The following is a 23,996-nucleotide window of genomic DNA, read 5'->3' as shown; positions in this document are numbered from 1 at the left end:
TCCGGCGCCACGCGAGTGCGCGCGCCGGCTGTCGCCAACTCGGCCGATAAGGGCCGGAGTTTTCGATCATGTCGTGTCTGAAGCCGTCCCGTCAGCGAGAAAGCCAGGGACCGGACACCGCTCGGGCCAGGACCGTCTCTCCCAAAAACCGCGCCCGGCGCAGGTTCTGGAGGGATGATCAAAAACGTTCAGCTCTCCGATGGAGATCGGGGAAACGAACGCTGCACCGGGAGGTTGAACGCGACACAACCGGGAGTTAATCCGTCAGCTCTTCGTACATACGTCGAATGAACCCCGCTGGCAAGGGAAGCGTCACAGCGCTGCAACAGTCGGGGGAATTCGCAAGGGCGTCATTAAGGTGAAGTTAACCCTGCGATTCTAATGGGCTAGGGATGGGCTGCTACGGAGGCACCGGATTCGCTTGACCCGCCGCGCAAACCATATCGTTTTGCTGGGAATGGCGCTCGCGAGTGCCGTGCTAGGGTTTGGCTGGTGCTCAGTTACCCGTGCTGCCCCGGGTGAAGTATCCGAGGCCTCGGCGGAGAAGCCGGCCGATGCATCGCTCCCCGTCGCGTCCGATGTCCGCATCGCCGGCGACGAAAAACAGACTCGGTTTATCCTCGATCTCGACCGCAAGGTGTCGCTGCGTGCCTTCACGCTGGCGGACCCGTATCGCGTCGTCATCGACATGCCCCAGGTGGCCTTTCATCTCGATCCCGGGGCAGGGACGGTCGCGCGTGGTCTGATCAAGGCGTTTCGCTACGGCATGGTGATGCCGGGCGGCTCGCGCATGGTGTTCGATCTCGCGAAGCCTGTGAGGATCAAGAGTGCTGTGGCGCTCGATCCGGCCAATGGTCAGCCGGCGCGGATGGTGATCGAGCTCGAAGCCGTGGACCGGACGACCTTTGTCCAGGGGCTGGCGGTGGAGAATCGACCGGAACTGCGTCCCGCGATCACTGCCAGCGAAACATCGTCACCTGTGGCCACGACGGTGATCGCAGCGGCCGGGCCTGCAACAGCGATGGATTCGCGTCCGGTGGTGGTCATCGATCCCGGCCATGGCGGCGTCGACAACGGAACCCAGGCGGGCGGCGAGAGCGAAAAGAGCATCGTGCTCGGCTTCGGTCTGGCGCTCCGGGACCGGCTGGAGAAGATCGGCAAATACCGCGTGGTGATGACACGCTCCGACGACACTTTCGTTGCGCTTGATGACCGGGTGAAAATGGCACGCAAGGAAGGAGCGGCGCTGTTCGTTTCGATCCATGCCGACGCTTTGCCCAAAGGCGAAGGCGATGCCCAGGGTGCGACAGTCTACACATTGTCCGACAAAGCGTCGGACGCCGAGGCGCAGCGGCTGGCCGACCTGGAAAACAAGGCGGACGCGATCGGCGGTGTGAACCTCACCGAGGAACCGACGGAGGTTGCCGACATCCTCATCGATCTCGCCCAGCGCGAAACCAGGACTTTTTCCGGTCGTTTTGCCCGCCTCGTGGTCGGCGAGATGAAGGTGACGACCCGGATGCACAAGCATCCGTTGAAGTCCGCCGGTTTCCGGGTATTGAAGGCGCCGGACGTCCCCTCGGTGCTGATCGAGCTCGGCTATGTCTCCAACAAGGACGACCTGCAGTCGCTGATGTCGGAGAACTGGCGCTCCAAGACGGTGGGGGCGGTCGCCAAGTCGATCGACAGCTATTTTGCCAAGCACATGGTCTCTGCCGGTGCCGGCAATTGATGATTATGGAAATGACAGGGCTTTCAACGCCTGAGCCCTAGTTTGGCCACAGCGCGCATTCTATAAAATCCGCCATACGGCCGGAGAATCAGCCACCTTGAGCGGTGGCTGTGGGCGTCTCTAGTCGATTGATTTTGGCTGACTTTCGCCCCCGGCGGCTGCCATCTGTGCTATATGGCCGCACAGCGACTGAAACGGATCGTCTCAACATGCGTCTGCTCGTGCGGTTTTTCGGATTTTTGTTCGCCGCCGGAACCGTCGTGTTCCTGGTGGGCGTCGCCGCCGCTGCGGGCCTGATCTGGCACTTCTCCAAGGACCTTCCGGATTACTCGCAGCTGCAGGATTACGAGCCGCCGGTGATGACCCGCGTGCATGCGGCTGACGGCCAGCTGCTGGGCGAATATGCCAAGGAGCGCCGCCTGTACCTGCCGATCCAGGCGATCCCGAAGCTGGTCGTGAACGCCTTCCTCGCGGCCGAAGACAAGAACTTCTACGAGCATGGCGGTCTCGACTATACCGGCATGGCGCGCGCCGGCCTGCTGTACTTGCAGAACATCGGCTCGAACCGCCGCCCGCAGGGCGCATCGACCATCACGCAGCAGGTTGCGAAGAATTTCCTGCTCACCAACGAAGTCTCCTTCGATCGCAAGATCAAGGAGGCACTGCTGGCGATGCGTATCGAGCGCACCTATTCGAAGGACAAGATCCTCGAATTGTACCTGAACGAAATCTATCTCGGTCTCGGTGCCTATGGTGTCGCCGCTGCCTCGCTGGTCTATTTCGACAAGTCGGTGAACGAGCTCACCGTGTCCGAAGCTGCGTATCTCGCGGCGCTGCCGAAGGCGCCGTCCACGCTGCATCCGGTCAAGAATCGTGACCGTGCTATCGAACGCCGCAACTATGTGATCGATCGTCTGCTCGAAAACGGCTGGATCAAGCAGGCCGATGCCGACAAGGCGCGCAAGGAGACACTGAGCGTCACCGGCCGCGGCGGCCATGCCCACATTTTTGCCGGCGAATATTTCGCCGAGGAAGTGCGCCGCGACATTCTCGAGCGCTACGGCGAGAAGAAACTGTACGAGGGTGGCCTGTCGGTGCGCACCACACTCGATCCCAAGCTGCAGGTCATGGCGCGCAAGACCATGACCAATGGTCTGATCAATTTCGACGAGGTGCGCGGCTGGCGGGGCGCAACCAACAAGATCGACATTTCCGGAGACTGGGGCGTCAAGCTTGCCGAGGTGAAGTCGCTGTCCGACATTTCGCCATGGAGGATGGCTGTCGTGCTCGATGTCTCCGACCAGTCGGCGCGGATCGGCTTCCAGCCAGGGCGTGAACTTGGTGGTGCCGTGTCGAAGGATCGCCAGACCGGCCTCGTGTCCATGGACGGCGTGCGCTGGGCGAAGCCGGCGGCCGGTCCGACCCGCGGCAAGACGCCGACGGCCGTCTCGCAGGTCTTGAGCCCCGGCGATGTCATCTATGTCGATCCGCTGCTGAACAAGGATGGCTCGACCGTCGATGGGCAGTTCCGGCTGCGGCAGTATCCGGAAGTGTCCGGCGCCATGGTCGCCATGGATCCGAACACCGGCCGTGTGCTGGCGATGGTCGGCGGCTTCTCGTTCGACCAGAGCCAGTTCAACCGCGCGACGCAGGCCTATCGCCAGCCGGGCTCGAGCTTCAAGCCGCTGGTCTATTCGGCGGCGATGGATAACGGCTATACGCCGTCCACCGTGGTCGTGGACGCCCCGATCGAAATCGACCAAGGCACGGGCGGCAATGTGTGGCGTCCGGAAAACTACTCGACCGGTAAATATTATGGCCCGGTGACTCTGCGCAACGCGCTTCAGCGTTCGCTGAACACGGTGACGGTCCGCCTCGCGCAGGATGTAGGCATGCCGCTGATCGGCGAATATGCCAAGCGGTTCGGCGTCTATGACGAACTGCCGAACTATCTGTCCTACGCGCTCGGCGCTGGCGAAACGACCGTCATGCGCATGGTTACGGCTTATTCGATGTTCGCCAACGGCGGCCGCCGCGTGAAGTCTACGCTGATCGACCGTATCCAGGACCGCTACGGCCGCACCATCTTCAAGCACGACCAGCGCGAATGCCGTGGCTGCGATGCACCGGAAGGCTGGAAGAACCAGCCGGAACCTCAGCTGATCGATCGCCGCGAGCAGGTGATGGATCCGATGACAGCCTATCAGATCACATCGATGATGGAGGGCGTGGTGCAGGGCGGCACTGCGACCATTTTGCGCGAAGTCGGCAAGCCCATCGCCGGCAAGACTGGCACCACCAATGACGAGAAGGATGCCTGGTTCGTCGGCTTCTCGCCGGACGTCGTGATCGGCATCTATGTCGGCTATGACAGGCCGCGCAATCTCGGTGCCAGGGCAACCGGCGGCGCGCTCGCTGCGCCTATCGCCAAGGATTTCATGAAGCTGGCGCTTGCTGACAAGCCGGCGGTGCCGTTCAAGGTGCCCGCCGGCATCAAGCTCATCCGTGTCGATGCCAAGACGGGCATGCGTGCGAGCCCGGGCGATGGCGGCCGTACCATCCTCGAAGCCTTCAAGCCGGGCACGGCGCCTCCAGACAATTATTCGGTAATCGGGGTGGCCGATGCCGATGGTCGCTCGCAGCAGATTTCGCCCGACACCGACCGCACGTTCATGCGTCCCGGAACCGGCGGTCTGTATTGATCGGCTGAGTGCCGCAAGCACCAAACCTGATCCTGAGAAGCGGCCGCTTGGCCGCGTCTCGAAGGATGTTGGCGAGTTGCCAGCCACGCGATCTCATGGGCTCGAGACGGCGCCGAAGTGGCGGCTCCTCGCCACGAGAGGCTGAGTTGATGCTGACGGGTTGAATAAGACGGGCGCCGCGGTTACACACGCGCCCAACCAAACGGAATTTTCATGCGCGCTGAAATCGAACGCCTTGTAGAAGAGATCAAGCAGTCAGTCGGGCTGCTGAGGAGGCATCTTTGACGTCGATGCTTCCACGGCACGACTGGCGGAGCTGAACGCTCTCGCCGAAGATCCCAATCTCTGGAATGATCCCCAGAAAGCCCAGAAGCTGATGCAGGAGCGCACCTCGCTCGAGGATTCGCTCCAGGGCATCGGCAAGGTCGAGCGCGAGCTCGAGGACCAGATCGGCATGATCGAACTCGGCGAGGCCGAGGGCGATGCGAGCGTCGTGACGGAAGCCGAGAATGCGCTGAAGGCTCTCAAGAAGGATGTCGCGCGCCGCGAGCTGGAAGCGCTGTTGTCTGGGGAGGCGGATCGCTTCGACACCTATCTCGAAGTCCATGCCGGTGCCGGTGGCACCGAGAGCCAGGATTGGGCGTCGATGCTGCTGCGGATGTATACGCGCTGGGCGGAAAAGCACGGTTTTAAGATCGAATATCTCGAAGAAACCCAGGGCGAAGAAGCCGGCATCAAGTCCGCGACGATTCAGATTTCCGGCCACAATGCCTATGGCTGGCTGAAGACCGAAGGCGGCGTGCACCGTCTGGTCCGCATCTCGCCCTACGACTCCAATGCCCGTCGTCACACCTCGTTCTCGTCGGTGGCGATCTTCCCGGTGGTGGACGACAGCATCAAGATCGAGATCAATGAAAGCGATGTCCGTGTCGATACGATGCGCTCGGGCGGCGCCGGCGGTCAGCACGTCAACAAGACGGAATCTGCTGTACGTCTGACGCATATTCCGACCGGTGTAGCAGTCGTCTGTCAGGCCGGTCGTTCACAGCACAAGAATCGTGCTCAGGCATGGGACATGCTACGCGCGCGTCTCTATGAGATCGAGCTGCAAAAGCGCGAGGAGAAGGCCGCCGCCGATCAGGCCGCCAAGACCGATATTGGCTGGGGCCACCAGATCCGCTCCTATGTCCTGCAACCCTATCAGATGGTGAAGGATCTGCGCACGGGCGTGCAGACGTCGGACACATCCGGCGTGCTCGATGGCGATCTCGACGAGTTCATGGCAGCGACTTTGGCCCAGCGCGCCTTCGGGACGACGCCGGGGGCGATCGACGACGTGGACTAATTGGCGATAGCTGCGGCGTCTTGAAACAGAGGCGCGGCAGCTTCAAGCTTTCCTTCCATACTGCGCTCGATATCATTCCCGTGCTGTAACAGGGCTGATGGTGCCGATCTGTTCGGTTGCCATCGCTACGACAGCGTCAAATCAACGGGGTGGGGCATGATGAAGATCTTTCCAGTTCTCGCGATCGGCGTTGCATTGATGGTCAGCGGTTGTGGCCGCGATCCTGGGCCGCAAGGGCCCAAGGGGGAGACCGGCGCACAGGGGCCGGCAGGGCCACAGGGCGCGCAAGGCGCTCAGGGTGTGCCGGGTGCGCAGGGGCCACAAGGTCCGCAGGGCGCGCCGGGGCCGAAAGGCGACAAGGGTGACAAAGGCGATACGGGCTCGACCTTCCGCGTTGTCCAGGCCGATGGCGCCATCACATGCGATGCCAGCGAGACTCTGGTGTCGGTGCTGTGCCCCAGCGGCGGCGCCCCGGACGGCGTGAAATGCGCGACCGCGCCGACCGTCGGACTGTGTTTAAAGAAGTAAGCGAGGTCGTAGGGCGGATGAGCCGAAGGCGTCGTCCGCCCTGCCGCTCAGCTCATTTTCCGTCGCGTCGTCCGAAGGATGGCGGCGCGGAAATCACGAGATAGTATTCGCAGGCCCGCGTGGTGCGGTTCTCGAACCAGTGTTCGACATCCACCTCGAAATAGAGGGAATCGCCTTCGTCGAGCACCGTTTCAGTGTCTTTGGTTTTGACGGTGACCTTTCCGCGCGCGACCAGAACATGCTTCGACGTGCCGACGGGGTAGGCGGGTAATTCGCCTGTCGATGTCTTGGGCGGCAGGTGATGGAGCGCGACCTCGACGGCCATCCCTGCCATGACCGGTGACAACAAAAAGCGCTCGAAGCCGGTATCGGCGTCGCGGAACACCGGCCGCTGGTCCTTCCGGACAATCGCAAAGGCGCGGCGAGGGCCGTCATCGTCTCCCATGAGAGACGAGAATGATGTGTCGAGAGCCAGTGCGATGCGCCGGGCGACGCCGATCGTCGGACTCTTCTCGCCGCGCTCGACCTTGGACAGCATTGCGCGGCTGACACCGGATTGTTTCGAGAGTTGTTCTAGCGTGAGTTCTGCTTCTTCACGCAACGTGCGTACCCGATCGCCGAATGCGCGGCTGACGGGGTCTTCACGTACGACCTTCCGTGCCGCCGCCTTCGCCATTTTCGATGTCGCTCCGCCTGTTCTGAAATCTGATTCTACTTTAGGCGCGGTTTTGCGCGATGTCACATCCTGCGGCAAGAAAAACGGTCGTATTGGTTGGCTAAGTTAAGGCCGAGAAAGACATTAATGAAGGATTAGCCGCGTCTACTAAAGAGGAAAAATTCCGAACCGGAAGCTTGCGAAAATCTCCCATCGAAGATAGTCGTACCTATAGGAGACGCGGCGTATCAGCCGCTTCAGAAGCGGATATCAGGAGAAACCATGCATCTTGTCACATTCATGCACGAAGGCCGGCCGACCGTCGGCATCGCGGACGAGGCGCTCTCCAAGGTGCAGCCGCTCCCGGCCAGTGTCGCGCCGGACATGCTCTCCCTGATCGCCAAATACGATGACCTGAAGGGTAGCATCGCTGGTGCTGCGGGCGCAGCGCTGCCGCTGGCTAATGTGGAACTGCTCGCGCCGATCCCACGCCCGGCGCGCAACGTATTCTGTGTCGGCAAGAATTATCATGAGCATGCCAAGGAATTCGCCGGCAGCGGCTATGACTCGTCGGCCAAGGAAGTCGTGCCGGAATATCCCGTGATCTTCACCAAGCCGTCGAGCACGGTGATCGGCCAGGGCGCTGCGATCCCGCAATATCTCGATACGACCGACAGCACCGACTATGAAGGCGAACTGACGGTGATCATCGGCCGCGGTGGTCGTGGCATCAAGAAAGCGGACGCACTCAAGCATGTGTTCGGCTATACGATCATCAATGATGTGACGGCGCGCACGCTGCAGCATCAGCATCGCCAGTGGTTCATCGGCAAGGGTATCGACGGCTTCTGCCCGATGGGGCCCGCGATCATCACCGCCGATGCGATGCCCGATCCGACCAAGATGCATCTCAAGACCTTCGTGAACGGCGAACTGCGCCAGAACGCTTCGGTCGCCGATCTCGTGTTCGACATCCCGACACTGATCGAGACGCTGTCGGCGGGCATCACGCTGGAACCAGGCGATGTCATCGCGACGGGCACACCGGCCGGCGTCGGCCTCGGCTTTACGCCGCCGCGTTTCCTCAAGAAGGGCGACGTGGTGGCGATCGAGGTGAGCGGCATCGGCCGTTTGCAAAATCCGGTCGGTTGATCGTCGTAGGACCGCAATCAGAACGCACGGGGCGATCTTGGCCCCGTGTGAAAGCTCCGCAAGCTTCAAGAACCCCACCTCTTATAGGGGTGACGTGTCCTTTGATGCACGCATCCGATGCATTGCTGAATCGAATAAACGGGAGATATCCATGAAACGCCGTGATTTTCTTGCAGGCCTTGGCGGTCTGTCGACACTTGCCCTGACCGGCCAGACTGCATATGCGCAGGAAGCGTGGCCGAGCAAGAACATCAGCATGGTCGTGCCGTTTCCGGCAGGCGGGCAGGCCGACATCGCTGCACGCCCAGTCGCGACCTACATGCAGAAAGCGCTCGGCAAGGCTGTTATCATCGACAATCGCAGCGGCGCCGGCGGTTCGCTTGGCAATGCCACTGTCGCTCGCGCGCAGCCAGACGGACATACCCTGTTGATGACGCTGTCCTCGCTCGCGGTGCTGCCGGAGTCTGATCGCATCTATGGCCGCCCGGTCGCATATGAAGTCGATCAGTTGCAGCCGGTCGCGCGCGTGCTTGCCGATCCCACCCTGTTCGCCGTGCCGGCCAGCGCCCCCTGGAAGACGATCCAGGAATTCGTTGCCGATGCCAAGGCGCGTCCTGGCGCGATCTCCTATGGCTCGTCGGGGCCTTTCGGTACGCTGCACATCTCGATGGAAATGTTCGCGCTCGCCGCCGACATCAAGATGCTTCACGTGCCCTATCGCGGCGCTGCGCCTGCGATCAGCGATCTCATTGGAGGACAGATCCAGGCGCTCGCCTCAGCGCCAGGCACGCTCAAGCAGCATGTCGATGCTGGTACGCTTCGCGTGCTCGCCAATTTCGGCGGCGAGCGTCTGGCGGCGTTTCCGAATTTGCCGACGTTCAAGGAGCTGGGCTACTCGGATGTTGAGTTCTACATCTGGGCGGGTCTGTTCGCGCCGAAGGGCATGCCTGCGCCGGTCGTGGCCAAGCTGCGCGAGACCATGCGGGATGCGATGAAGGATCCCGAGGTGACCAAGGTCTTCGAGGCGGCCGGCAACATGCCTGCCTATCAGGACTCGGAAGCGTTTGCGGCCTTCGTGGCCAAGGACAGCGAGCGCTTGGTCGCCGTCGCTAAGAAGATCGGCAAGGTCTGACAAGAGGCGTAAGGCGGATGAGCCGACTTGTCCGCCAAAGCTCGAAGAGCGACGGCGGAAGGCGTAATCCGCCTTCTTCGCCACATCGGCTCGGCCGGCGGATTACACTTTGCTCATCCGCCCTACGGTGAGCCATTGCTGATATAGGGCTGTAAACCGGCCACTGTCGCGTTCACCGCCGTGCCAGGCGGCGGTGACGGAGCCATCCCTGGCCACCATCAGCACCACGTCGAGACCAGCCGAGCGGTGCAGCGTCTCGACGGCCTGCTGCGGCGTCTGTGCGATCGGGCCGGCGACATTGAACGATGTGTTCACTGACAGCTCGACGCCGATATGGCGGCCAAGCGCTTTCAGATAAGCATGAGTGAGCGGATCGTCCTCGGCCCGGACGATCTGGATACGGCCGGTGCCATCGGCATGGATGACGGACGGTATCTTGTCGCGCGCATGTGGCTTCGACTGTGCCGTCAGCACCATGTAATTGTACGCGTTATAATCGGCGTCCGACGCGCCTTCCAAAAGATCGAAGTAGTCCAGCGCCGCTTCGCGCGTTGCCATCGGCGCCAGCGGGCGGATCGCCTCGCGATATTTGACGCGCTCATTGAGACGTTCGCGGGTGCCGGCATCGCATGGATTGGCAAGGATCGAGCGATGACCGAGTGCGCGAGGGCCTGTCTCTGCTGCGCCCTGATACACTGCGATGATGCCGTTCTGTGCGACGAGATAGGCCATCAGATCGGCGATGGCTTCGAGGCCTTCTGGCGTTGAAATGTCGCCGATGATCTTCGAATTGATGTCGTCGACAGCGAGCACAGTCGCGATCTCCTGCGATGCCGGCGCGTCGCCGCAATAGAACGCATGCGTCATCGGTGCGCCGCGCGGGGCGCCGATCAGATGGGCGAAGATCCATGCGGCGCCGATGGTGACGCCGGGGTCGCCGGGGGTTGGCGGCATCCACAGATGCAGATTCACCTTGCGGCCTTGCTCCCGTTCGAACCATGCCTCGTTGAAGTGTTCGAGAAGCCGCATATTGCCCAGCGCATTGAGCGCGACGCCGCCGGTGAGTACGAGACGATGCGCACCCGTCCTGCGCAAAAGACCGGCGACCACATGGATCATCGCATCCTCGAAGACGAGTTGTGTGGCGGCGGCCTTGTCGAGGCGCTCCTGGGTGTCCGGCCGATGCTGAATGTCCTCGACGCGCAGTACGGCGTCCGGATTCCACAGCTGCTCGGGCTTCAGCGGGGCGCCGAGGATGTCGATGAGCGGTTGCTTGTAGGGATTGTCGAACGGGTCGCAATACCAGTTGCCCATGGCGCGGTTGAGCCGGATCTCGCCATCCGCGCTGAAGTCGAGGACCTCACGCAGCCGCGCGTAATAAGGGTTGCTCGTGCGATCCATGTCGCCCCAGGCGGCGGCGCCCATATAGCGGCCTTCGCTCGAGAGCCAGGTCCAGCCGCCCTGGGTTGAGGAGATCACACTGTAGAAGGCGCCGAGGGAGTCGAAGACGCTGTCGTTGCAATACAGCTTTGCGATACCGCCATCCCGGGCCACATAGGTGGAGACCGAACCGAGATCGCCGGTGCCATCCAGCACGGCGACCGCGACGGGTTCATCATCGGGAAATGGCGATGCCGCAAACGAGAACCATGCGTGATTGTCGTGATGCGGCATCATCAGCAGCGGCACGCGCGCTGGCAGGTCGAACTGTTTGCGCAGCAGCTTCGGTGTTCGCGTCATCTGTTCGAGACGCTTGGCATCGAAGCTGACGGAATTCTTCGTGCGTAGCAGCTTCAGGCCATCGGGAAATTCCTCCACGATGCTCCGTAACAATGTGCCGAGCAGATCGGGATAGTCCCAGCTCGTCAGCCATGCATCGATGTCGATGACGTCTCGCCCCATCGCGCGCAGCGTTGCGCGCATCGCATCGAGCGCGGCGCGAGGATATTGTGTGGTGTGTTTGTCGCCGGAAAAGCGCTCTTCTTCATTGTTGACAATCAGGCGCGGGCCTTGAGCCGGGGTGACTTCAATAAGCGCCACGCCGGAATTGTGTGTGCCCGGCAACCCGAGGCCAGCGAGATAGACGGTTTCGCCGCGCGCCAGCTTGGCGCGGAGTTCGTCGATGCGACGGAGCGTGAAACGAGAGTCGTTGGCGTGAAAGCCCGCCAAGGACATCACCCAGGTCGTCAGCCGTCGTGTGGTGCGGAAGCAGAACCGGCCAAGGCGGGGGTAGCGGGGACCAATGCGTCGGGGAGATGTCACGCGGCGACCTCGATGGATTTCGACGTCGCTTCAATCACATCGTAAGCAGGGCAACAATGCCTGTCGGCGTCTCAGCCGGCGCTGAGACGCACGCCCGCGCGGAGGAACTTCTGCGGATCCACTGCTTCGCCGTCGATGCGGGTTTCGTAATGGAGATGGGGGCCTGTGGAGCGGCCGGTCGATCCGACGAGACCGATAACCTGACCGATCTTGATGCTGTCGCCCACCTTGACCTGGATCACCGACATGTGGCCGTAGCGGGTGGACAGGCCGTTGCCGTGATCGATCTCGACCATCTTGCCGTAGCCGCCTGAATAGGCGGCGGAGACCACGCGGCCATTGGCCGTGGCACGGATCGGATCGCCGGTGGAGCCGCGGAAATCGAGTCCGGCATGCATTGCCGGGCGACCGAGGAACGGATCGGTACGCACGCCGAAGCCGGAGCTGAATTCGACCGTGCCGACGACCGGCTTGCGATAAGGTACCTGCGCCATTGTGCGGTTCAGCTTGTCCATCTGCGCCCGGGTGAGCTGTAACCGGTAGAGCTGGCGTTCGAACGGATCGGCATTGGCCGAGAGTTTGACCGGAATGTACGGTCCGCCCATTCCACCGCGCGGCGCAGCGGCTTCCAGCTTGGCCATATTGAGACCGAGATCGGAAATGGCGCCGCGCATGCGGCGGACTTTGGAATCCATGGCTTCTTCAGCCGAAGAGAGCGCCGCGAGCTGACGGGTTTCAACACGATCAAGCGAGGCTTGCAGACGGTCGATCACATTGTCGGCGCCGCCTAGCTTGGCGACCTGGGTCTGCGGCGGCGCTGCCAGAGCAGGCGCGCGCGACTCCAGCCGTGCTTCGCGATCGGGCGGGGCAACGAAGGTGACGGTGTCGCTGATCGGCGAGGGTTTTGGGATCGAATTCATATCCAGCGATGCGCCGCGACCGGGAGGCTTCGGCGGGATCGAGCCGGTGACTGAAAGATCGGGAACATTGCCCAGCGCGCTGGCGCGGGACTCGAGCTGGTTCTGCCGGCGCATCACCTGTTCGAGCTTTTTGTCGAACTGCTCCTGGTCCAGCATCTGACGGCTGGTTGTGCGATCGATCTTGGCGCGCAGCTCGGCGATGCGATCCTCATAGGCATATTGCATGTCGGCCTGACGCGCGATCAGCTTGGTCAGCACGTCGTCGCGGAAGGCAAAATAGGTGGCGGTGGCAGCCGACCAGGCGCCGAGCACGGTTACCGTACCGACCACGATCCAGAACACCACCGGCCCGATGCGGACTTGCTTGCCGCGATGCGCGATCGTGTAGTCGCTCTGCCGAACAGCCGTCGCAGCCGATTTGGCGGCTGGCGGCTTAGCGGTTGTGACGCGGCGCGGTTGGGGGCGTCCGTGGTCGTGAGCGTGATGCTGAGGGTACTCGGCGTATTGGACAGGGCGGTTCGACATCAGCACTCCCGGGCCCGCCGGGAGACTCATCGGCGGGCTCAACTAACGGGAGGGATTTGAGCCCGGCATGGTTAATTCCAGCTAAATGACATCCGTCAATTTGAATATGGGTTAATGCCGCCGCGCTTCGGCCAGCACCGCCTCTGCATGGCCATCGACCTTCACGTTGCGCCAGACCTTGACGATCTTGCCGTCCTTGCCGATCAGCACCGTGCTGCGAAGAACCCCCTCGAACACTTTGCCGTACAGCTTCTTTTCGCCCCAGGCGCGATAGGCGGTGAGCATTGTTTGCGTGTCGTCCGAAAGCAGCGGCATGCCGAGCTCGTATTTATCGCGAAACTTCTCCTGCGCCTTCAGCGGGTCCGCAGAGACGCCAAGCACGGCGGTATCGGCGGCCGCGAAGTCGGCGGCCAGGCGGGTGAAGTCCATCGCCTCCTTGGTGCAGCCGGGAGTGCTGGCACGCGGATAGAAGAAGATTACGACTTTGCGGCCGGCGTAATCGGACAGCGATACCGTCCCGCCGCCGTCGCGCGGCAATCTGAAGGCAGGTGCCTTCTTTCCTTCGATTAAATCGATCTCGGCAGTCGTCGCCGTCTTCTTCATTGAGCCTGTCCTTCGTTATCGGCATTTCGTCGAAACGTCTTATCCGACGTACGGAAACGGCTCCATGGCCGAAACCAGGGCTGCCGTCCCGACGAGGCGGATGGACGCAGCGAGAGCCGGCCGAGGACATCAGTTCAGGTGCGCGGCAGGCCATCCCATTGTTTGGTCTTTCGAGGGATTCTCGCACGATTTCTTGTACATACGCCTTCCTTTCGTCGCTTTCGGACGGTCACTGTGACAGGATTGCGAGGGTGCTTCGGGGCGCCGTCGATATGGCGGCGCGGTGCAAAACAACCGACCTCACTGTATGGTGACTGAAGGATTCGAGACGATACACGTTGCCCGCGCCTGTCGGCGCTGCAGCGACCAAGACGAGCTATAAATCAGATCCGGGATTGGCAGTTTTGCCGGCAGTTGGGCGTTCGTCACAGATCGATGCGAACTGTCGGTGGCGATCGGTCTCGCAATCAGCGCGCCCACCGAAAGGCCCGGCACCTAGAGGATATGGCAAAGAGCAAGCCACCCGCAGCGCCTCGTCCGCGCACCGATGACCGGTCGATGCAGTACGGCGATTCCGATTGGGATCGTCAGCACTACGTGGCCGGCCATGATCGTGCGCGCAAGCTGCTATCGCGGAAATCGTCGGGCTGGCATCGGCTTGGCGATCGTTTCCGGGCGCTGGGTGGAAATTATACCGGCAGTCGCTGGCTCAAGCGCATCGTCACGGTCTTCGGCGGCCTGATCATCGTCTCCGCCGTCTGCTTTGCCGTACTGTGGTGGCGTCTGGGCGCGGGGCCCATCAACTTCGACATTGCGACACCATGGCTCGCTGACGCGATCCAGGACAATATCGGAGAGAGCAACAAGGTCGAGATCGGCGGCACCCAGATCGAACGTGCGGGTCGTATCCGTATGGCTGTGCGTATCCGCGACATCGTCGTTCGCGACCACGATCACAACGTGATCGCCAGCGCACCGAAAGCTGAAGTGAAGGTTTCTTTCGCGGCCATGCTGATGGGGCGGATGCGGGCTGAAAGTCTCAACCTGTTCGATGTCGCACTCGCGGTGCGTATCTCGCCGGACGGGCAGGTTTCGGTCTCGACCGGGAATAATGAGAGGCCGATCGCCACCGGCGTGGCGTCGCCGCGCTCACCGGGCTCGTGGCTCGGGCCGGCCAAGCCGCCGGATCTGACATTCCCCCGGCAACCGCAGCCTCCGGTTGTCCAGGTACAGCCGCCGGCCGGTCCCGCCATTGGCGGCGATCGGCGCGAGGCGCCGACAGGCATTCTTGCCGGTCTCGACTGGTTGGATACGTTGACGTTGTCAGGGCTGGACGGTCAGAATCTCAACGAGGTTGGTCTCAAGAACGGCCGACTCGTCGTGGATGACCAGCAACGCGGCAACAAGTGGGAGTTTAACAAGATCTCCTTGAGCTTGCGGCGGCCAAGTGGTGGCGGGGTCGCGCTCACGGTCGGCGAGGGCGGCGAGGCGCCGTGGTCGCTCGGTGTCAATATCGGTGTGCCGAGCAATGGCGTGCGCTCGGTCGATTTCAAGGCGGACAGGGTCTCGACCAAGAATATTCTGCTCGCGCTGCGGATGAAGGATCTCACCTATAGCGCCGACATCCCATTGACCGGCGAACTCAGGGGTGAAATCGGCCGCGACGGTGTGCCGACCTATCTGCGCGGTAGGCTGACGGCGGGGGCAGGCGACATCGTCGACAACGATACGCCCGACTATCCGATGCCGATCGATAGCGCCGAGATCAGTTTCGAATGGGATTCCGGCCGCCGTGTGCTGCTGGCGCCTTTCAAGGTCATTTCGGGTGGCAATCGCGTGACGTTGCTGGCTCATGTGGAGCCGCCGAACGGTACCTCCAACGCATGGCAGGCAGGCCTCAGCGGCGGCACCATCGTGCTCGGTGGCAGCAATCCCGGCGAAGCGCCGCTAATCTTCAACAACATCTCCATTCGTGCCAAATTCGATCCGGATAGTCGGCTGGTGTCTCTGACCCAGGCCAATATCAGCAACGGTGAACTTGGTGTCGCCGGTACCGGCAGCATCGATTATGCGGGCGAGCCGCGCATGAAGCTCGGCTTCGCGGGAACGCCGATGTCCGCCTCGGCGCTCAAGCGCATGTGGCCGGTCCTGATCGTGCCGGAAGTGCGGGAGTGGGTCATCGAGCGTGTCGAGGCCGGCACCCTGCAGCGCATCGAGATCGGCGTGAATTCGCCGACCAAGAACCTGACACGCCGCGGTCCGCCGATCCCGGATGACGGCCTGAACGTCGCCATCATCGCCAATGACGTCTCACTGCGTCCGGTGGATGGCTTGCCTGTGGTCCGCGACGGCGATCTGCGCGCGCGCATCACCGGTCGCACCGCGACCGTAACTATCAGCCAGGCCAATGCCGATACGGCGGCAGGCCGCAAGATCAATCTCAGCGACATCGTGTTCGAAGTGCCGGATATGGCGCCGAAACCGTCGCCGTCGCGTATTCGCTTCAAGCTCGATGGGCCGGCGCCGGCCGTCGTGGAGGTGCTGAACTCCGATCGTCTCAGCGAAGCCTCCGGCAACCTGCTCGACCCGAGTGCCATCAAGGGCAATGTGACGGCGCAGGTCGCCATGGGCATGCCCATCCAGCATGAACTCACCAAGGCCGATACGACCTACAACATCACCGCTGATCTGAAGGATTTTTCGGCCGATAAGCTGGTCATGAACCAGAAGGTCGAGGCGAATGCATTGAAGATCGCGGCCAGCAATCAGGGCTATCAGGTCCGCGGCGACATCAAGATCAACGGCCAGACCGGATCGCTCGATTATCGCAAGCCGGCCGATGGCGATGCGGATGTCCGGCTCAGTGCGACGCTGGACGATGCCAGCCGCGCACGGATGGGAATCGACCTCGGCACGGCCGTCGTCGGCGCCGTGCCTTTGAAGATGACAGGCAAGATCGGTAGCGGCGATCGCGACAGCAAGTTCAGTATCGAAGCCGATCTGACGCCGCTTAAGCTCGACAACCTGTTGCCAGGCTGGGCCAAGATGCCGGGCAGGCCGGCGAAGGCTGCGTTCAATGTGGTCAAGAAGGGCGATACGACCCGCCTCGAGGACATCAGTGTCGATGGCGCCGGCCTCTCGATCAAAGGATCGGTCGAGCTCGATCAGAACGGTGATCTCGTCAATGTCAACTTCCCGACATATTCGCCGTCCGAAGGCGACAAGACGTCCATCAAGGCCGAGCGTGGCAATGACGGTGTTCTCAAGGTTACCATGCGCGGCGACGTGTTCGATGGCCGCAGCTTCCTGAAGGGGGCAATGTCGGGCAAGGAGCCGGATGCCAAGAGCAAGGCCAAGTCGGTCGATGTCGATATCGACGTCAAGCTCGGTGTGGTGGCTGGCTATTATGGTGAGGCGCTACGCAGCGTCGACGCCAAGGTGTCGCGCCGGGGCGGCACCATCTCGAAATTTGCCCTGACCGGCAAACTTGGCCGCGACACGCCGCTTACCGGGGACATGCGCGGAAAGGCGCAGGGCGCCGGCCGCGATCTGATCTTCATCGAGACTAACGATGCCGGCGCATTCCTGCGCGCCACCGACACTTATTCGAAGATGATCGGTGGCCAGCTCGCTCTGGCGATGGACGCGCCGTCCACGGACCCGCGCCCGAAGGAGGGCCTGATCAATGTGCGAAACTTCACCATAAAGGGAGAGGCTTCGCTCGAGCGCATTGCCGCCTCCAACGGTCCGCCTGGTACCCAGAACAACGGCGTGTCGTTTTCACGCCTGCGCGCGGAATTTACCCGGCAGAATAACTTGATGACAGTTCGCGAAGGTCTGGTGCAGGGGCCGTCGGTCGGCGCGACCATCGAAGGCAATATCGACTACAACGCCAATCAGGTACGGATGAGCGGCACCTTTGTGCCCATGTACGGTCTCAACAACATGTTCGGTCAGATCCCGGTGGTCGGCCTGTTTCTTGGCGGCGGAAGCAATGAAGGCCTGTTTGGCGTGACCTATGAGGTCGTCGGTACGCCCGGCGCTCCAGTCTTGCGCGTCAATCCGCTGTCCGCCATCGCGCCGGGTATTACCCGCAAGATTTTCGACTTCAGCACCGGCAAGCAGAACAATCAGGTCGAGTTTCCGAACCAGAATAACAATAGCAATTGATCGCCGGACGATGGGCGGCCGGTTAGCTGCGTGACATCTCGGCCTCGAAGCGCTCGACGCAGGCGAGGATCGTTGCTGCCGTCTCAGGGCGCCTGTTGAGGCACCTTGATGTCGGCCCGGCGACGACGAGCGAGAGCCGGCGATGATTGACCGGCAACGGCACGGCGACGCCGGCAAGATCAGCAATGTATTCCGACGAACTCTGGTGATAGCCGCGGGCGGCGGCCTCGTTCAGCGAAGTCTCGATGGCTTCGACGGAGCACGGTGTCGTGTCTGAAAACGGCTCGAACTTGATCTTGCGGTAGATCGCGCGGCGTTCTTCGGGCGACTGCTGGGCGAGAATGGCGCGGCCGACCGAACTTGCATGAACGGGAACGCGATCACCGATCTGGGCGAAGTAGCGCACGGAATGCGAGGACTCGACAACGTCGAGGAAGATCGCGCTGGTCCCGGCCAGGGCTGCGATGGCAGTGGTCTCGCCGGTCTTGTCGGCGATCTCCAGCACGAGTGCATGGGCAGCTTCCGGCAGCGGTTCGCCCTCGGCCACGGTGCGGGCGAGGGTGAGCCACCGCGGGCTGGGATAGTAGCCGTTGCGGGCGCGGGGCTCATAGAGCCAGCCCTTGTCGGCGATCGTACCGACCAGGTTGAACGTGCTGGAGCGTGGCCAGCCGAGATCGTCGGAAATCTCCGCCAGTGTCGCCGGTCGTTTGCGACGGGCAAAATACTCCATCAATTCCAAAACGTTGGCAGCCTGCCTGACCAGCATTGCGTTCGTTCCCTGTAAAGCCCCGGAGCCGGGGCGCTGCATCGCAGCGCGTTCCGGTCGGCTCTGTAGCGCCAGATGGCTCTCGGAAGCCATCTGGATTTTTGCGCAGCGTCTTGACTTCTAATTCATGTATAGGTCTTATGAATTCATAAACAAGAATTTTGTGCAGCGAAGTGCCGTCGGGTCGTTGCTGCCGATCAAGGGGTCAGGGGAGGATTCATGACCATTCGCAAACCGCTCGCCGTATCCGCTCTCGCGCTGTCGCTTGGCCTGTTGTCCATGCCGATGGCTTCGGCCCAGACGCCTGTGAAGCTCGGCGTCCTCGCAGACATGTCCGGCATCTTCTCGGATATCGGCGGCATGGGCTCGTTCGAGGCGACCAAGATGGCCGTCGAGGATTTCAACAAGCTGCCGGGCGCGGACAAGTTCAAGGTCGAGGTCGTTCAGGGCGATCCGCAGAACAAGCCGGACATCGCACGCAACATCGCCCGCAAGTGGTACGAGACCGAAGGTGTCGATGTGCTCGTGGATATCCCGACCAGCGCGACCTCGCTGGCGGTCGCGCCGCTGACGGCTGAGCTCAACAAGGTCGCGTTGTTCACCGCGTCAGGCACATCGGATCTCACCGGTAAGGCCTGTACGCCCAATTCGGTGCACTGGACCTATGACACCTGGGCACTGTCGCACGGCACCGCCGATGCGATGACCAAGGCCGGTGGCAAAAACTGGTTCTTTCTGTCGGTGGACTTCGCGCTCGGCGCCTCGCTGGAGCGCGATGCGACGGCAGTGATCAACGCCAATGGTGGCAAGGTGGTCGGTGCCATCAAGCATCCGACGGACTCCAACGATTTCGCCTCCTATCTGCTGCAGGCGCAGGCCTCGAAGGCCGACGTCATCGCGCTCGCCAATGCTGGCGGCGACACCATCAAGGCGATCAAGCAGGCATCGGAATTCGGTATCGTGCAGGCCGGCCAGAAGCTTGCCGCGATGCTGATGTTCATTTCGGACGTGCATTCGCTCGGCCTCAGCACCGCGCAGGGCCTGCAGCTCACCGAAGCCTTCTATTGGGATCTCAACGACAAGACCCGCGAATTCGGCGAACGCTTCGCCAAGCGCAACAATGGTCGCTATCCCAGTATGAACCAGGCTGGTGCTTATTCGGCTGCGCTGACCTATCTGAAGGCCGTTGCCAAGGTCGGTTCGCCGAAGGATGGCGCCGCGGTCGTCAAGGCGATCCGCGAGATGGGGACCTTCGACGATCCGCTGTTCGGCAAGACCACGCTGCGCGAGGATGGCCGTGTGCTGCACGACATGTATCTGCTGCAGGTGAAGAAGCCGTCGGAGTCGAAGAAGCCCTATGACTACTACAACGTCGTTGCAACGATCCCGGCCGAGACGGCCTTCCGTCCGCTCAAGGACGGTGGCTGCCCGCTGATCAAGTAACGGATCTCACTCCCGAGACTTAGACGCGCAGATGTCGGTAATCCCGCGCTGCGCGTTTCTTTTTATCTTCGACTTTGTAACCAAGAGGACATCATCATGCGTCTCGCCAACAAACTCGCCATCGTTACCGCCGCGGCTTCCGGGATGGGACGTGCCGGCGTCGAAACATTCCTCAAGGAAGGAGCAAAAGTCGCGGCGGTGGACGTCAATACCGAGGCGTTGGCGCAGCTCAAGGCCGACATGGAGGCCAAGGGTTTCGAGCTCATCACCATCCGGGCCGATCTGTCGAAGACCGAAGACATGAAGAGCTCGATTAACGATGCTGCGACCGCGCTCGGCGGCGTTGACATTCTCTGGGCTCACGCCGGGACGCCCGGGCCGGCCGGCGTCGAGAATCTGGACCTCAAGGCCTATGAATTTGCGATGTCGCTGAACGTTACATCCGCCACGCTCGGCGCTGGCGAGGTCATCAAATATATGCGCAAGCGTGGCGGGGGCTCGGTAATCTTCACGTCGTCGGTGTCGGGCATCGTCGGTTCGATGATGAGCCCGATCTATTCGGCGGCGAAGTTCGCCGTCGTCGGGCTGACCAAGTCGCTGGCGCAGGCTTTCGCGGCCGATCAGGTCCGCGTCAATGTGATTTGTCCGGGTCTTGCCGATACGCCGATGAAGCTTGGTTTCACCGGCCGTTCGGGCGTCGCCGCGGAAGCGGTCGCCAATGAAGCCAAGCTGCTCTCGGCCGTGCCGATGGGGCGTCTCTGCAAGGCTGAAGATGTCGCGAATGCCGCGCTGTGGCTGGCGTCGGACGAGTCGTCCTTCGTTACCGGCGTCGCGCTGCCGGTGGATGGCGGCTTTACGGCAAGGTGAGGTGACAGGGCGGATGAGCGAAGCGTAATCCGCCGTTCCTTGTTACAGGATGTCGGTCGGCGGATGACGCCTTCGGCTCATCCGCCCTATAGCCTATTACATCACGCCGCGCGGACGCCGGCCAGGAAGGTGTTCACTTCGCCGGTGAGCTGCACGGCCTGCTTGGAAAGGCCGGAAGCGGCGCTGAGCACCATGGTCGCCGCGTTGCCGGTCTCATGAGCGGCATTGGTGACGCCGTCGATATTGGTGGTGACGGCCTGCGTGGCCTGCGCGGTCTGGGTGACGTTGCGGGCGATCTCGGCGGTGGCGGCGCCTTGCTCCTCGATGGCGGAGCCGATCGTGGTCGCGATGGCGCTGACTTCCTCGATGGTCGTGGTGATACTCTGGATGGCGTCGACCGCTTCCTTGGTCGCCGTCTGGATCTGCGCGATGCGGGTGCTGATTTCCTTGGTGGCGCTGGCGGTCTGGCCGGCGAGGCTCTTCACCTCGGTGGCGACCACCGCAAATCCTTTGCCGGCATCGCCGGCGCGGGCTGCTTCGATGGTGGCGTTCAGCGCCAGCAGGTTGGTCTGTGCGGCGATGGTCGAGATGAGTTCGACCACATCCTCGATCTGCTGCGCGCCGTCGGCCAGCGCACGCACGATGGCGTCGGTGCGACGGGCGTTCTCCACCGCGTGAGTGGTGATCTTGGCCGACTGTGCCATTTGCCGGGCGATCTCGGAGATCGACGACGATAATTCCTCCGCTGCCGCCGCGACAGTCTGGACGCGGCTGCTGGCCTGATTGGCGGCGGTTGAGACCACGTTGGCCTGATCGTTGGTGCGGGCGGCGGTGCCGGACATCGATTGCGCGGTAGCTTCCAGTTCGGTCGAGCCCGAGGCCATCAGGCCAACGAGCTGGCCGACCGAGGCATCGAAGCGGTCTGCGAGCGCGATCAGCGCCTCGCGTTTCTCGGTTTCGCTGCGCTGTTCGAGCGCGGCCTGCTCGGCCTGCAGCGTGCGCGCGGTGAGCGAGGTTTGGCGCAGCATTTCCAGCGTCTCGGCCATGCGGCCGATTTCGTCGCCGCGGTCGATTTCCGCCACGCTCTGGTCGAGGGCGCCATTGGCGATCTCATGCATCCGGGCCTGCAGGCGGCGCAGCGCACCGAGAATGTCGCTGGCGATCAGCCAGGACAAAAGAGCCATGACGCCGAGCACAGCGGCGCCGAGCGAGCCGAGACGCACCAGCAGCGCATTCACGTCGGCATCGAGATCGTCCACATAGAGCCCGGTGCTCACAGTGACATCCCACGGCGCGAAATGACGGGCGTAGACCATCTTGGCGGTGGGCTCGGTCTGGCCGGGGCGCGGATAGAGATAGTAGGTCATGCCGCCCATCGGGGTCTGGCGGCCGGCATCGATGATCGCCTTGGAGATCAACACGCCGTTGGAATCCTTGGCGCCCGTATTTTTGTCTTCGAGCTTGGGATTGCCGGCATTGACCAGAATGACCCCGTCGGGACGATAGGCGACGAGGTAGCCCTGCTTGTTGCCGAAGGTCATGGTTCGGGCGCGCATACGGAACTGCATTTGTGCGTCGGCGAGGCTGAGTTTCCCGGCGGCGACTTCTTCCTGCAGACTCTCGGCCATGCCCAGCATCAGATCGGTCGCGGTGTGGAGTTGCTCCATACGATCCTGCTGCATGCGCTTCTGACTGAGCGATGCGGCCACGGCGATGACGGCGCAGATCGATGTGGCAGAGACGAGCACCATACTGGTGAGCTTAGTGCGGATCGTGAAGCGGCTGAGCAAACTCATGGCGACCTCGAATGGGCAGGACTCGTACTTTCCTACCAGCGAGTCGCTTATCAATCGTGAATGGTGAGAAGTTCAACTTGTTCGCGCGGCGAACGATAGGCGTCAACTGCGCAGTGCGGGCACAACCAGAAAAGGGATCATGCCGAGCACCACGCTGATCAGCGCGAAGGCCAGCAGCGAGTTGTAGCTCTGGGTCCAGTCATGCAGCAGGCCGCCGCTCCACGAGCCCAGCGCTGCGCCGAGGCCGCTGCCGAAGGTGATTGCACCATAAATCGTTCCGACGCGTTTGCCGCGAAAGATCTTCATGGCCGTGGCGGAAAGCAAAGGTCCGCGCGATCCGACCATGCTGCCGAAACAGATGACGAAACCGGTGAGCAGGACGTAGTTGGGATACCACTGCAACAGCCATAGCATCGCGATCCCAAGCAGCGAGCAAGAGTAACTGAACAGGATCGAAGGACGGCGGCCGATCACGCCATCGAGCCAGCTGATTCCGAGCATGCCGACCAGCAATGCGACGCCGCTGAAACCCCAGGCCGTCGCCGCCTGCAGTGGAGGAAAGCCGGCATCGATGAGATAGGCCACCACTTGCGGCGTGATGGCGTACATGCCGATCGCGGTGAAGAAGAAAGTGCCAAACAGCGCCCAGAAGGCGTGGTGGCGCATGGCAGACGCGAGCGTCCATCCTTCGTCGATCAGGTCGTCGCCGCCCTTCGGCTTTTCGAGATGGGGGGAGCCAGCGCTGAACTTGCGCCAGGGGAGGAGGAGCAACGGCAGCATCAAGGCGAGCGCAGTGAAGCCGAATATCCGATAGGCGCCGCGCCATTCGAGATGGTCGATCAGCAGTTGGGCGAGCGGCAGCATGAGGAGAACGCCGGCACCGGTCGCCGAATAGACGACGGACATGGCCGTCGGCAGGCGTTTGCCGAACCAGCGCCCCAGCATCAGTGCGTTCGGGACATTGCCGATGCAGGCCACAGCGAAGCCGAAGCAGAGCCCCATCGTGAGCTGGAATTGCCAGAGCTGCCGGGAGTGAGCTGCGGCGAGCAGGGAGCATCCGAGCACGGCGAGGCCGGTGAGGAAGACCGTGCGTGGACCGTATTTGTCGAATAGGCGTCCGACCAGTGGCGAGGAAAGTCCGACGCAGAGTGCCGTCAGCGAATAGATCGAAACGACTTCGCCACGGTCCCAGCCAAATGATTGCGATACCGGCAGCAGAAAGACCGTAAAGCTCTCTTGTAGCCCGCGACCGAACAGCGAGAGTGTGAAGCAGAGGCCAAGGACAAAGAGCCCGATCCGTTGGGACGACTTCAGATCCATCGAGCGCTCTTCTTCCGTGGCGATTGCGATGGCGCCATGGGACGCGCTTCGCTCGCCGTGGACAAGTGCGCTGGATGA

Annotated in this window: 15 protein-coding genes and 1 pseudogene; 9 read left to right on the top strand and 7 right to left on the bottom strand. The window is 62.2% G+C overall.

What is annotated here, in order from left to right; genetic code table 11:
• Nucleotides 1-421 precede the first annotated feature (421 nt).
• The 4 genes from E0H22_RS15255 to E0H22_RS15240 all read left to right on the top strand — a co-directional run bounded on the left by E0H22_RS15255 (nt 422) and on the right by E0H22_RS15240 (nt 6,307).
• Nucleotides 422-1,732 (top strand): N-acetylmuramoyl-L-alanine amidase, encoded by a 1,311-nt coding sequence (locus tag E0H22_RS15255; RefSeq protein ID WP_233021859.1) that lies wholly within the window; start codon nt 422-424, stop codon nt 1,730-1,732.
• Nucleotides 1,733-1,941: 209 nt separating this feature from the next.
• On the top strand, nt 1,942-4,434 hold the full coding sequence (locus E0H22_RS15250; protein ID WP_233021858.1) for a penicillin-binding protein 1A: 2,493 nt from the start codon (nt 1,942-1,944) through the stop codon (nt 4,432-4,434).
• A gap of 213 nt (nt 4,435-4,647) precedes the next feature.
• Nucleotides 4,648-5,779 (top strand): peptide chain release factor 2 gene (gene prfB, locus E0H22_RS15245; protein ID WP_233021857.1). Its coding sequence is split into 2 segments (ribosomal slippage): nt 4,648-4,716 and nt 4,718-5,779, totalling 1,131 coding nucleotides; the frame shifts between segments, so codons are not numbered across the junction.
• 156 nt (nt 5,780-5,935) lie between these two features.
• Nucleotides 5,936-6,307, top strand: coding sequence for a collagen-like protein (locus E0H22_RS15240; RefSeq protein ID WP_233021856.1), 372 nt, complete (start codon nt 5,936-5,938; stop codon nt 6,305-6,307).
• A gap of 52 nt (nt 6,308-6,359) precedes the next feature.
• Here E0H22_RS15240 and E0H22_RS15235 read toward each other — a convergent pair whose 3' ends face one another.
• The gene (locus E0H22_RS15235; RefSeq protein ID WP_233021855.1) at nt 6,360-6,983 is read right to left on the bottom strand and encodes a helix-turn-helix domain-containing protein; all 624 of its coding nucleotides are present in this window, start codon (nt 6,981-6,983) and stop codon (nt 6,360-6,362) included.
• 261 nt (nt 6,984-7,244) lie between these two features.
• On the opposite strand from E0H22_RS15235, the gene E0H22_RS15230 reads away from it, so the two are divergent.
• A complete protein-coding gene (locus tag E0H22_RS15230) occupies nt 7,245-8,114 on the top strand; it encodes a fumarylacetoacetate hydrolase family protein (protein WP_233021854.1) in 870 nt (289 codons plus the stop codon).
• A gap of 151 nt (nt 8,115-8,265) precedes the next feature.
• Nucleotides 8,266-9,246: a Bug family tripartite tricarboxylate transporter substrate binding protein gene (locus tag E0H22_RS15225; RefSeq protein ID WP_233021853.1), complete on the top strand. Its 981-nt coding sequence runs from the start codon at nt 8,266-8,268 to the stop codon at nt 9,244-9,246.
• Between the two features lie 102 nt (nt 9,247-9,348).
• On the opposite strand, the gene E0H22_RS15220 is transcribed toward E0H22_RS15225, so the two are convergent.
• From E0H22_RS15220 to E0H22_RS15210, 3 genes and pseudogenes are all read right to left on the bottom strand, one after another.
• Nucleotides 9,349-11,421, bottom strand: coding sequence for a carbamoyltransferase C-terminal domain-containing protein (locus E0H22_RS15220; RefSeq protein ID WP_233021852.1), 2,073 nt, complete (start codon nt 11,419-11,421; stop codon nt 9,349-9,351).
• Nucleotides 11,422-11,579: 158 nt separating this feature from the next.
• Nucleotides 11,580-12,953 carry a M23 family metallopeptidase gene (locus E0H22_RS15215; RefSeq protein ID WP_233021851.1) on the bottom strand — a complete coding sequence of 458 codons (1,374 nt, stop codon included), beginning with the start codon at nt 12,951-12,953 and terminating at the stop codon, nt 11,580-11,582.
• A 111-nt stretch (nt 12,954-13,064) separates the two neighbouring features.
• A pseudogene (locus tag E0H22_RS15210) lies at nt 13,065-13,526 on the bottom strand (peroxiredoxin); the annotation flags it as partial.
• A 588-nt stretch (nt 13,527-14,114) separates the two neighbouring features.
• On the opposite strand from E0H22_RS15210, the gene E0H22_RS15205 reads away from it, so the two are divergent.
• Nucleotides 14,115-17,726, top strand: coding sequence for a YhdP family protein (locus tag E0H22_RS15205; RefSeq protein ID WP_233021850.1), 3,612 nt, complete (start codon nt 14,115-14,117; stop codon nt 17,724-17,726).
• 22 nt (nt 17,727-17,748) lie between these two features.
• Here the strand turns inward: E0H22_RS15205 and E0H22_RS15200 are convergent, their stop codons facing one another.
• Nucleotides 17,749-18,492, bottom strand: coding sequence for an IclR family transcriptional regulator (locus E0H22_RS15200; protein ID WP_233021849.1), 744 nt, complete (start codon nt 18,490-18,492; stop codon nt 17,749-17,751).
• 219 nt (nt 18,493-18,711) lie between these two features.
• Here E0H22_RS15200 and E0H22_RS15195 point away from each other — a divergent pair, with 219 nt between their 5' ends.
• Both E0H22_RS15195 and E0H22_RS15190 read left to right on the top strand, forming a co-directional pair.
• Complete coding sequence (locus E0H22_RS15195) at nt 18,712-19,935, top strand: ABC transporter substrate-binding protein (RefSeq protein ID WP_233021848.1); 1,224 nt, start codon at nt 18,712-18,714, stop codon at nt 19,933-19,935.
• A gap of 96 nt (nt 19,936-20,031) precedes the next feature.
• Nucleotides 20,032-20,802, top strand: a complete 771-nt coding sequence (locus E0H22_RS15190) for an SDR family NAD(P)-dependent oxidoreductase (RefSeq protein ID WP_233021847.1) — start codon at nt 20,032-20,034, stop codon at nt 20,800-20,802.
• Between the two features lie 101 nt (nt 20,803-20,903).
• On the opposite strand, the gene E0H22_RS15185 is transcribed toward E0H22_RS15190, so the two are convergent.
• Both E0H22_RS15185 and E0H22_RS15180 read right to left on the bottom strand, forming a co-directional pair.
• On the bottom strand, nt 20,904-22,598 hold the full coding sequence (locus E0H22_RS15185; RefSeq protein ID WP_233021846.1) for a methyl-accepting chemotaxis protein: 1,695 nt from the start codon (nt 22,596-22,598) through the stop codon (nt 20,904-20,906).
• Nucleotides 22,599-22,700: 102 nt separating this feature from the next.
• Nucleotides 22,701-23,918 (bottom strand): MFS transporter, encoded by a 1,218-nt coding sequence (locus E0H22_RS15180; protein WP_233021845.1) that lies wholly within the window; start codon nt 23,916-23,918, stop codon nt 22,701-22,703.
• Nucleotides 23,919-23,996: the final 78 nt, after the last annotated feature.

The sequence above is a fragment of the Rhodopseudomonas boonkerdii genome (assembly GCF_021184025.1).
Classification (GTDB): Bacteria; Pseudomonadota; Alphaproteobacteria; order Rhizobiales; family Xanthobacteraceae; genus Tardiphaga; species Tardiphaga boonkerdii.
Note: the sequence above shows the minus strand (reverse complement) of the source record. Positions and strands in the feature narration are given on the sequence as shown.